At 67.9% G+C, this 10,547-nt stretch carries 8 protein-coding genes and 1 pseudogene; 1 reads left to right on the forward strand and 8 read right to left on the reverse strand.

Going from position 1 to position 10,547, the window contains the following annotated elements; translation table 11 throughout:
- Both VML93_RS00260 and VML93_RS00265 read right to left on the reverse strand, forming a co-directional pair.
- The coding region (locus VML93_RS00260; protein ID WP_325606436.1) for a hypothetical protein at positions 1-342 on the reverse strand (342 nt) is incomplete at its 3' end.
- Positions 343-351: 9 nt separating this feature from the next.
- Positions 352-3,573, reverse strand: a complete 3,222-nt coding sequence (locus tag VML93_RS00265; RefSeq protein ID WP_325606439.1) for a Kelch repeat-containing protein — start codon at positions 3,571-3,573, stop codon at positions 352-354.
- A 173-nt stretch (positions 3,574-3,746) separates the two neighbouring features.
- Between VML93_RS00265 and VML93_RS00270 the strand changes: the two genes are divergently transcribed.
- Complete coding sequence (locus tag VML93_RS00270) at positions 3,747-4,598, forward strand: arylamine N-acetyltransferase (protein WP_325606441.1); 852 nt, start codon at positions 3,747-3,749, stop codon at positions 4,596-4,598.
- Here the strand turns inward: VML93_RS00270 and VML93_RS00275 are convergent.
- The 6 genes and pseudogenes from VML93_RS00275 to VML93_RS00300 form a co-directional block, all read right to left on the reverse strand.
- Positions 4,563-5,729: a pyridoxal phosphate-dependent aminotransferase gene (locus VML93_RS00275; RefSeq protein ID WP_325606444.1), complete on the reverse strand. Its 1,167-nt coding sequence runs from the start codon at positions 5,727-5,729 to the stop codon at positions 4,563-4,565. The genes VML93_RS00270 and VML93_RS00275 overlap by 36 nt on opposite strands.
- Positions 5,726-6,676: an acyl-CoA dehydrogenase family protein gene (locus tag VML93_RS00280; RefSeq protein WP_325606445.1), complete on the reverse strand. Its 951-nt coding sequence runs from the start codon at positions 6,674-6,676 to the stop codon at positions 5,726-5,728. Before VML93_RS00280 ends, VML93_RS00275 begins: the two co-directional genes overlap by 4 nt.
- A 49-nt stretch (positions 6,677-6,725) precedes the next feature.
- Positions 6,726-7,664 carry an acyl-CoA dehydrogenase family protein gene (locus VML93_RS00285; protein WP_325606447.1) on the reverse strand — a complete coding sequence of 313 codons (939 nt, stop codon included), beginning with the start codon at positions 7,662-7,664 and terminating at the stop codon, positions 6,726-6,728.
- Positions 7,664-8,797, reverse strand: coding sequence for an acyl-CoA dehydrogenase family protein (locus tag VML93_RS00290; RefSeq protein ID WP_325606449.1), 1,134 nt, complete (start codon positions 8,795-8,797; stop codon positions 7,664-7,666). The genes VML93_RS00285 and VML93_RS00290 overlap by 1 nt, the downstream gene beginning before the upstream one ends.
- 11 nt (positions 8,798-8,808) lie before the next feature.
- Positions 8,809-10,308, reverse strand: coding sequence for an AMP-binding protein (locus VML93_RS00295; RefSeq protein WP_325606452.1), 1,500 nt, complete (start codon positions 10,306-10,308; stop codon positions 8,809-8,811).
- Positions 10,305-10,547 (reverse strand): annotated as a pseudogene (locus tag VML93_RS00300) (hypothetical protein); the annotation flags it as partial. The pseudogene VML93_RS00300 and the gene VML93_RS00295, both read right to left, overlap by 4 nt.

A 10,547-nucleotide genomic window follows, 5' to 3' on the forward strand; every position in this document is an offset into this window, starting at 1 on the left:
GTCCCGGTCCAGCGTCCCGCCGCCGACCAGCCCCTGGCCTTTGACCTGCAGATGAGCCGAGACCAGGACCACTTCGGGGGTCAGCACCTTGAAACTTGTCTCCGGGGGACCGGCCAGCTCACCGCGATTGAAGTTGTCGTCACTGAACAAACCCCGCAGATACTCGACGATCTGGTTGCGCCCCCGCTTGACCGTCCCGAAGGCGTTGACCCAGTCGGCATCGTCGGAATACACCCCGAGCAACGGCTCCGCGTTGCGGTCGTCGAACGACTTCAACAGCGTCAGCAGCGTCTCGCCGATCGCTTCCTGATCCGCCGGTGGCAGTTCCATAAAACTGGTCATGCCGGGAAGCTACATGAAGTCCAGCGCCTCGACCGTGGCAATGGGGCCTTCGTGCGACGGCCGGGCCGCACCACCGATCACGTACACGGTGTTGCCGACCGTGGCGACCACCTCGGCGTGACGCGAGGTCGGCATCGGGGGCAGCGTCCTCCACTTGTTTTCGGCGATGTCGTACATCTCGACCACGTTCAGCACCTGAGTGGGTGCCTCGCCGCCGACTGCTACGATCCGGCCGTCGATGTAGGTGGCGCCGTAGCTCCCGCGCGGAGTCGGCATGCCCACCAGCTTCGTCCACCTTCCCGATGCCGGGTCGAACCGGTCCAGCTCAGCGGTGTTCTTGTCGGCGGCCAGGAACCTCCCGCCAAGCGCGTAGGCATAGGTGCCGTCCGACACCGCCGCCAGGTGCTCACGCGGGGTCAGCATGTCCGCGGCGTCCTTCCACGAACTGCCGTCGAAGACCTCGGTCGGCTTGACCAGCTGCTTGTTGTTCTGCCCGCCGAAAGCTATGAGCTTGTCCCCGACCACCGCCGCCGCCGGTGCCGCCCGGGCGTGCGTGAGGCTCGGCAACGGCACCCAGCTGCCGCCCCGCAGCGCGAAGACCTTGTCGGAACCCTGCGCGAGGCTGTCGGTGGCACCTCCGAGCACCACCACCTCGCCGCGGTAGGTTGCCGCCGCAGCGTGATGCAGCGGTATGGGCAACGGCGGGCCCGTTTCCCAGGCCCCGGTCTTCGGGTCATAGCTCTCGACGATTTGCAGGGGCTCGGCACCGCTCCGTAGCCCACCCATGATCCAGATCTTGTCGTTGAGCACTGTCCACGCCATCATCAACCGCGGGGTCGGCGCGTTCGGCAGGGTACGCCACTGCGACCCGGGCTGCGTCTTGCGGGCCGGCAGCGCCAGCACCTCCGCCGCGGACACGACCTGGCTGTCGTCGGCCGCGGTCGACCCACCGATTGCGTAGACGGACTTGGCCACCGCGTCGACGGCCATACCGTGCCGCCCGGTGGCCATGTCCGGCAGGGCGTCCCAGGCTTTCGTCATCAGATCGAACACCGAAACGCTCTTGAGGACCAGCCCTCCCGACAAGCCCCCGACCGCCACCAGACGTCCGTCGGCGACAGCCACTCCGAGGTCACTGCGTGCTTGGGGAAGCGGGGCCGATGTCGTCCACGCCTTCGCGGTCTGGTCATACACCTCGACCGTCGTCAGGTCGCTGCTCCCGTTGCTGCCGCCGACCGCGTACATCAGTTTTCCGTCCGAGGCCGCGGCCAGCATCTGCCGCGGGGTCGGTATCGGCGCGCCGAGAGTCCAGGTGTTGCCGTCGAAGATCTCGGTCGTGTTCAGCAGTGCGCCGTTGGAGTCCACACCGCCGGTGACGATGATGCGCTCGGCCGGGCCGGTGCCGACCGATGCCGCTGCGCCTGCCGCCCTCGGCTGCAAGAGCTTCGGCAGTTCCACCCACTGGCCGTTGACTACTCGCCAAACCTTATCTGTCGCAGCCTTTTTGCCGTTCTCCATCTTCCAGCCGCCGAGCACGATCGGGTTGTCCTGCCATGTCACCGCCATGGCGTGTTGAACCCCCGCCGGCAGGTCGGCGGCCGTCTTCCAGGCGTCGATGGGGGCGGGGTCGTAGCCCTCATGCAATGGGGTGACGGCGCCGTCGGTGCGAATGCCGCCGAAGATCCAGATCGTGCCGTCGGTCTGGGTGCTCGCCGCGGCGTCGCGTGCGACGGGCGCAGGCGTTATCGGCTTCCATTGGGCCGGCGGCGGGGCGCTGGGTTGACTGGTAGCGGCCTGATCGCTCTTGTTGGGCGAAAATAGCCAGAGAGCGCCGACGACCAGCGCGATCACCGCCAGGACCGCCGTGACGGCCATCGCGATGCGATTCCATTTCTTTCCCGGCTCCGTGAACCATCCCGCCACGCCCGCTTTCTTGCCGCCGGGCGGGACCGGACCCGACGGCGTCGGTGGCGGTGGAAAGCTCGGCGGTGGGGGCACGACGCCGGGCGGGCCCGGGGTCGGTCGCACCGGCTCGGTCACGCCCGTCGGCGGCGACGCGGGCGGCGGCGGTCGCTGGCCGGGTCCGCCGCGCAAGATGCTGGCCGCTTGGGAAAACTCGTCTTGACCGGCAGGTGGTGCCTCGCCGCCGATCGGCCGTTGGATGGCGGAGGTGTCACCGCTCGGGCCTGGCAGGTGTTGCGTAGACGCGGGAATGTGCGACGTGGCCGTACTCGGCGGTTGCATCGCCGCGGTCTGTCCGCCGGGCGGGGCCGAGGGCGGCTGAATCACCGGTGTTGACGCGGTGGACGCGCGGATCGCCTCGACGCTGGTGTTCGTGATCGCCATCGAATCGGGTTTCAAACCGATGTGACGTTGTGCTTGCTGCAATTCGCGGCCGAATTGCTCGGCTGACGCGGGGCGTTCGGCCGGGTCGATCGACATCGCCTTCTCGATGACCGCGCACACCGCTTCCGGGATGCCCTCGGGACGCATGTCCGGGACCCGGCTCGTACTGATCCGCAGGTACTGAGCGATGAGATCTTCGCCGCTCCTGCGCCCGTGCGCGGCCGCGCCCGAAATAAGTGCATAAATGGTCGCGCCGAGTGAGTAGATATCGGAGGTGACGGTCGCCGGATTACCGGTCATCACCTCGGGCGCGGTGTAGTCGATTGTGCCGGAGAAGAACCCGGTCGCGGTTTCATATCCGCCTTCGATGTGCGCGATCCCGAAGTCACTCAGCAGTGGTTCGTTGTAATCGTTGATGAGCACGTTCGCGGGCTTGATATCGCGGTGCAATGTGCCGGTCTTGTGTGCGGTTTCCAATGCCCCGCAAAGCTTGACGCCGATCCGCAAGGCCTCGTGCCAGGGGAGAGCCCCTTCCCGGCGCAGTCGCACCGCCAGCGAATCCGCGGAGTGGTAGGGCATCACGATGTAGGGCTTGCCGCTGGGGGTCACGCCGACGCGCAGGATGTTGACGATGTTCGGGTGCCCGGACAGCCCGCCCATCGCGTAGCCCTCACGCAGAAAACGCTCCCGGCTGTCTTCGTCGAAATGTGATGGTAGGACCTTGACTGCGACATTTCGGCCGAGCGCCGTCTCGTAACAGCGGTAGATCACCCCGGCACCGCCCCGGGCCACCTGCTGGGCGTCCTCGAATCCGGCTGCTGCCAGCTCTTCGGCCAGCCCGTTTGACGGGCGTGCCGGTCCGTCGGCCGTGGGTCCTTCAGTCATATCTTGGCGCTCACCCTCCCCGGCGATAGATCATTCGCGAGGTTAAGAGTAGCGCCAGTGAACTCCCCGGTGTATGGATCGGCGAACGTTCGCAGGTACCGTGTCGGACGCCGCGGGCACGGCGACTGACCTGCTGAGATGGGCTTGCACCCGGATGGGGCCAGAATGGCCGTATGGCACTGGATCTGACCGGCTACTTCGACCGCATCGACTATCGCGGCGCCGTCGAGCCGAGCCTGGAAGTACTGCGGCAGCTGGTCACCGCTCACACTCGAGGCATTCCGTTCGAAAATCTTGATCCGCTGATGGGAGTGCCGGTAGACGATTTGAGCCCGGCGGCGCTGATCGACAAGCTGGTGCACAGGCGTCGCGGCGGTTACTGCTACGAGCAAAACGGACTGATGGGTCACGTGCTGGTAGAACTCGGTTTTCGGGTGCGCAGACTGACCGCGCGCGTGGTGTGGATGGCCCCGCCCGGCTCGCCGGTGCCGGCACAGACCCACACGCTGCTGGCGGTCACCTTTCCCGGCTCGCAGGGGCCTTATCTCGTCGACGTCGGCTTCGGCGGGCAGACGCCCACGTCCCCGATCCGTTTCGAAACCGGCGGCGTCCAGCACACCACGCACGAGCCGTATCGCCTCGAGGACCGCGGCGACGGGCTGGTCCTGCAGGCCAAAGTCCGTGACCAATGGCAGTCGCTGTACGAATTCAGCACGAGGACGGCGCCGATGATCGATCTGAGGCTGGGGAGCTGGTTTGTGTCGACCAACCCGTCGTCGCACTTCGTGACGAACCTGTTAGCGGCGGCGGTCACTGACGACGCCCGGTGGAACCTGGCCGACCGGCACCTGACCATTCACCGAGCGGGTGAGACCGAGAAGATCCTGCTCGATGACGCCGCGGCCGTCGTCGACACCCTCAGTGAGCGGTTCGGGATCAACGTCGACGACCTCGGCGAGCGCAGCGCGCTGGAAGCACGCCTCGAGCAGCTATCGACCGCGCAACCAGGGACCGATGCGGCGTAGCGCTTCCTCGATGTCGCTCGTCGGGCCCGCGAAGGACAGCCGCACGCACGAATTGCCGCGCGCAGTATCGAAGTCGATACCCGGCGCGATGGCAACGCCGGTGTCGCCCAGCAGCTTTGAGCAGAATGCCAGCGAGTCGGTGGTGAAGTCCGAGACGTCGGCGTAGACGTAGAACGCGCCGTCGGTGGGTGCCAACCGGTCGATGCCGATCTGGCGCAGGCCGTCGAGCAGCAGCGAGCGGTTGATCGTGTAGTGCCGCAGGTTGCCGTCGGCCTCGGCGGTGGCCTCGGGGGTGAAAGCCGCCACCGCGGCGATCTGGGACAGCACCGGCGGGCAGATGGTGAAATTACCCGTGAGGCAGTCCACCGCTCGGCGCAGCTCGGACGGTACCAGCAGCCACCCCAGCCGCCAGCCCGTCATCGCGTAGTACTTGGAAAAGCTGTTGACCACCACCGCGTTTCGTGATTTCTGCCAGGCGCAACTGGTCTGCGGCGCACCTTCGTAGACCAGGCCGTGGTAGACCTCATCGCTGATCAGCCGCACTCCGGAGGCGTCGCACCAGGACGCGATCGCTGCCAATTCGGCGGGCGGGATGACCGTTCCAGTGGGGTTGGCGGGACTGGCGACGATGACGCCGCGCACCGGCGGGTCCAGTTCGGCGAGCATCTGCGCGGTGGGCTGGAACCGGGTCTCGGGCCCGCACGGGATATCCACCACCTCACATCCCAGCGCCGACAGGATGTTTCGGTAGCACGGGTAGCCGGGGCTGGCCAGCGCGACCCGATCGCCCACGTCGAAGCAGGCCAGGAAGGCGAGCAGAAAGCCGCCCGACGATCCGGTGGTGACGATGACCGCGTCGGATTCGACCTCGATTCCGTGCTGACGCTGGTAATCCGCCGCGATCGCCGCCCGCAGCTCTGGAATACCCAGCGCCACTGTGTAACCCAGCTGGTTGAGATGCAGCGCGGCGGCCGCCGACGCCCGCACCGGCTCGGGGGCGCCGACGCTCGGCTGGCCGGCCGACAGGTTGACCAGGTCGCCGTGCGTGCGCTGGCGCTCCGCGGCAGCCAGCCAGACATCCATCACGTAGAACGGCGGAATGCCGGCGCGAAGTGCCACCCGATCGTTCACGATGTCGGCAGTACCTCAGTCTCCAGTCGGCGCAGCAACTGGATTGGCGAGGCCAGCAGTTGCGAACTGCCGTGTGCGCGTTTGAAATACAGATGCATGTCGTGTTCCCAGGTGATCGCGATGCCACCGTGCAGCTGGATCCCCTCGGCCGCCACGGCGGACAGCGCCTCGGTGGCGGCCAGGCGCGCCGTTGCGGCGTTGGTCGGTGTGGGTTTGTCGCATGCGTCGTTGACCACGGCGCGGGCCGCCGCGATCTTGACGTACAGGTCGGCCATCCGATGCTTGAGGGCCTGGAAGCTGCCGATGGGCCGGCCGAACTGCACTCGGCTCTTGGCATATTCGACGGTCAGCTCCAGGCAGCGTTCGGCGGCGCCGATCTGCTCTGCGGCCAGCAGGATGGCCGCAGCGTCGGCCAGGCCGGGGTCGGATCCCAACGCCGCCGTGTCTTCGGGCTGCATCCGGGCCAGCCTGCGGGTCGGGTCCATGGTGGCGACGGGCTCGGCGCGAAATCGTGTCCACCTGGTCAGCCGGCCGTCGCTGGCGGCGACGACGACGTCGGCGATATCCCCGTTCACGACGTAGTCGGCATCCAGAACCAGTGCCCCGATCGAGGTACCGCCGGCCAGCGCTTCCACCGTCTCGGCGTCCGGTTCGGGCGCGGCCAGCAGGGCCAGCTCGGCCAGCGTGGTGCCCAGCAGCGGGGAAGGCACCAGCGCCCGCCCGAGTTCCTGTAAAACCGTTGCGGCATCGGCTAGTTCACCGCCGGCGCCGCCCAACTCCTCGGGTACCACCAACGCGGCGGCGCCGACCTGCTCGCACAGCAGCTGCCATAGTGCTTCGTCGTAGCCGCGGTCGGACTCCATTGCCGCCCGCACGGCCGCCGGATCCGCGTGCTTGGCAACCAACGCAGCGACGGTTTCTCGCAGCATCTCCCGTTCTTCACTCATCTGCGCCACTCCTCTTCATCGCTGCGCTCTGCATCGTCGTCGGCGCGACTCATTGCAATGCCTCCAAAACCCGTCGCCGATGTACCTCCGGCGTACCCCACGCCGAGCGCAGTGCCTGCACCCGAAGCAGCCACAGGGACAGGTCATGTTCCTGGGTGAATCCGATGGCGCCGTGGGTCTGCAACGCCGAGCGGGCCGCGAGCAGACCCGCCTCGCCCGCTGCCACTTTAGCCGCACTCACATCCCGGGACTGCAACGACAGTGCCGCGCCGTAAACCAAGGGGCGGGCCAGTTCGATCGCGATGTGGACGTCGGCGAGCTTGTGCTTGATCGCCTGGTAGGAGCCGATTATCCGGCCGAACTGAGACCGTTGCTTGGCATAGTCGACGCTGGCGGCCAGCAATGCCTCGGCGGCGCCGACCAGTTGCGCCGCGGTGGCCAGCGCGCCGAAGTCGTAGGCGCGCATCACGTCCGCCTGCCACGCGTCGCCGGTTGCCGTCACGTCGAAGAGGCGGCGGCTGGGGTCGACGGACTCGTGGCACTCGCCTGCCGCGCCCTCGGTGACCCCGTGCTCGCCGGCGAGCAGCACCAGCCCGGCCGTATCGGCGTCGACCGCGCGCGGCACCTGGGGCGGCATTGCGACGGTGGTGATCAGCTCCCCGGAAGCCAGCCCGGCGCAGCGATCGTCACTGGCGAGCAAAACGGGCGCGACAGCAATGGATTCAGCGACCGGACCCGGCACGCACCAGCGTCCCAGACGTTCGAGTGCCACCACCAGGTCAACTGGGTCTGCTTCGATGCCGTCGAATTTCTCCGGCACCGTCAGCGCGGTGACGCCGAGGTTGGCCAGCTGTTCCCACACCTTGCGACCCGGCGCGACGTCGCCGGCGGACCATGCGCGCACCGCGGCGGGCAGATCGGCGGCACCTAACGCCGCGTCGATGCTGGCCGCGAAGTCGCGCTGCTGTTCGTCCAGTGCGAATTCCATCAGCGCTTCTCCCGGGGTAGGCCCAGCAGTCGTTCGGAAATGATGTTGCGCTGAATCTCGTTGGTACCCGCGTAGATTGGTCCGCCCAGCGCGAACAGCAGACCCTCGGTCCAGGGGCCGGCCAGCTCGCCGTCGGCCCCCCGGATATCCAGCGCGGTCTGGTGCAGTTCCACGTCGAGGTCGGACCAGAACACTTTCGTCACCGACGATTCGGCACCCAACTCCCCGCCGCCGGCCAGTCTGGTCACCGTGCCGAACGTCTGCAGCCGGTAAGCCTGGGCCTTGATCCATCCGTCTGCGACCCGGTCGGCGAACTCGGGGGGCGAGCCAGAGTCCTTCCACAGCTGCATTAATCGTTCTGCCACGGCCAGGAAGCGCGCCGGACTGCGTAGCGACATACCCCGCTCATTGCTCGACGTGCTCATGGCCGCGCGCCAACCGTCATTCGGGGTCCCGATGACGTCCTCGTCAGGCACGAAGACGTCGTCCAGGAAGATCTCACCGAAGCCGGTGTCGCCGCCGAGCTGAACGATCGGCCGAACCGTGATGCCCTTGGTCTTCAGGTCGAACATGAAGTACGTCAGCCCGTGATGCCGTTCTGCCGCGGGGTCGGATCGAAACAGCCCAAACCCCATCTCGGCGAACGGTGCTCGCGAACTCCAGATCTTTTGCCCGTTGAGCAGCCAGCCGCCGTCCGTCTTGGTGGCGGTGGACCGCAGCGACGCCAGGTCACTGCCGGATTCCGGTTCCGACCAGGCCTGGGCCCAGATCTGTTCGCCGCTGGCCATTTTGAGCAGGATCCGGTCCAATTGCTCGTCGGTGCCGTGCGCGAACAGGGTGGGCGCCAACATCGAAGTGCCATTGGCGCTGGCCCGGCCCGGCGCCCCGGCGCGGAAGTACTCCTCCTCGAACACCACCCAGTGCAGCAGTGGGGCATCGCGGCCGCCGTACTTCTCCGGCCAGGTGATGACGGACAGGCCGGCATCGAACAGCACCCGGTCCCAATGTCGGTGCTGGGCAAAGCCTTCCGCGTTGTCGTAGGACTTCGTCGGGATCGACTGCCGGTTGGCCGTGAGGAACTCCCGCACCTCGGCCTGAAAGGCCAGCGTCTCTTCGTCGAATGCTAAGTCCATTTACGGTCCATTCAGGCCATCTCTCGCAGTTGTGGTTTGAGCACCTTGCCGCCGGCGTTGCGCGGCAACTCGTCGACGAATCGCACCGAGCGGGGTGCTTTGAAATTCGCTAAATGCTCACGGGTGTAAGCAATCACAGACTCCTCATCGAGGCCGGCTCCCGGCCGGCGGACTACGAACGCCCGGCCCACTTCGCCCAGCCGCTCGTCGGGCACGCCGATCACCGCCGCGTCGGCCACCGCGGCATGCGCGCGCAGGCAGGCCTCGACCTCGGCCGGGTAGATGTTCTCGGCGCCGCTCTTGATCATCTGCAGCTTCGGGCCGATGAAGCTCAGCGAGCCGTCGGCTTCGCGCCGGCCGAGGTCGTTCGTGCGATGCCAGCCGCCGCGCTGGCGCTGCGCGTTCAGTTCCGGCCGGCGCCAGTAGCCGTTCATCACCGTCGGGCCGCGCACGCAGATCTCGCCGACTTCGCCCGGCGCCAGTTCGCGCCCGGTCTCGTCGAGGATGCGGATCTGCGCCACCGGCCCGCTGCGGCCATGGCGGCCCTGGTTGTGGCCCCAGCCGTAGTAGCTCCAGGCGACCGGGCCCATCACCTCGGTCTGGCCGTAGCCGAACAGGTTGCGCGCGTCCTGCACCTGCACCATCGCGTCCCATTCGGGGCTGACGCTGGCCGAACGCAGGCAGCCGAAGTCGTAGTCGCCGTCGCGGTTCAGCGCCGCCAGCTCGTGGCAGGTGCTCTGCATCAGGAAGGCGTAGGTGCAGCGTTCGTCGTGGATCAGGCGCGCGATGGCGCGGCTGTCGCTGCGTGGCATGAAAACGTTGGTGCCGCCGATGTGGAAGACCGCCAGCGTGACCATCAGCGTGCCGACGTGGAACAGCGGGCCCGAGTTGAGGAAGCGGGTCTCGTCGCTCAGGTCCTGGATGTCGATCAGCGCCAGGTCCTGCCAGGCGATGGCGCGCTGGCTGATCATGGCGCCGTTGGGCCGGCCGCCGAAGGCCGCGGTGTAGATCACCAGCACCGGGTCGCCGGCATCGGGCGCGCGATCGCGTGGGTCGGACGTCGCGGCGGCGATGAAATCGTCCCAGCCGCCGGCGCCGTGCAGCGGCAGCCACAGCGCTTCGCGGTGGCGCGCGATCTCGCGCGCGACCCGCACCGCGTCGCCGATCTCGTCGGCCTGCCAGACGACGAGGCGCGGCTCGAGGTCGTCGATCACGAAGGCCAGCTCGGCCGCGCTCTGGCGCCAGTTGGCGGGGCACAGCAGGGCGCCGATCTGGCCGCAGGCGACCAGCGCCTCGAGCAGGCCCGAGTGGTTCTGCGCCAGCCACAACACGCGTTCGCCGCGGCGCACGCCGGCGTCCTCGAGCGCGTTGGCCAGGCGCTGCACGCGCTCGGCCAGCTGCGGGTAGGTCCAGCGCCGGCCTTCGTCGACCACCGCCAGCTGCATCGGCCGTGCACGCCGGTGTTCTTCGAGGATCTCGCCCAGCGTCAGCGAGTGCAGCGCGGCGTTCATCGCGCCAGCACCACGCGGCCGTCGGCCGCCACGCTGCCGCGTTGGCCCAGCGCCAGGCGCTCGAAGCGGGTGGCGCGCGGGCCGACGGTGGACAGCCGCAGTTCGCCGTCGATCGCTTCGACGAGCCACTCGTTTCGGTCGTAAGCCGCACCGCCACCGCCCGGCGGCTCGAAGGCCCACAGCGGCCCCAGCGGCAGCAGCGTCCAGGGCGCGAGGCCGGCCTGCCGCAGCGCGGCGCC

The organism is Mycobacterium sp., from assembly GCF_035499775.1.
In the GTDB taxonomy this organism is placed as follows: Bacteria; Actinomycetota; Actinomycetes; order Mycobacteriales; family Mycobacteriaceae; genus Mycobacterium.

Coding starts and splice junctions, on each gene's coding strand:
- VML93_RS00265 (WP_325606439.1), bottom strand. CDS start 3,573: ATGACTGAAGGACCCACGGCCGACGGACCGGCACGCCCGTCAAACGGG.
- VML93_RS00270 (WP_325606441.1), top strand. CDS start 3,747: ATGGCACTGGATCTGACCGGCTACTTCGACCGCATCGACTATCGCGGC.
- VML93_RS00280 (WP_325606445.1), bottom strand. CDS start 6,676: ATGAGTGAAGAACGGGAGATGCTGCGAGAAACCGTCGCTGCGTTGGTT.
- VML93_RS00285 (WP_325606447.1), bottom strand. CDS start 7,664: ATGGAATTCGCACTGGACGAACAGCAGCGCGACTTCGCGGCCAGCATC.
- VML93_RS00290 (WP_325606449.1), bottom strand. CDS start 8,797: ATGGACTTAGCATTCGACGAAGAGACGCTGGCCTTTCAGGCCGAGGTG.
- VML93_RS00295 (WP_325606452.1), bottom strand. CDS start 10,308: ATGAACGCCGCGCTGCACTCGCTGACGCTGGGCGAGATCCTCGAAGAA.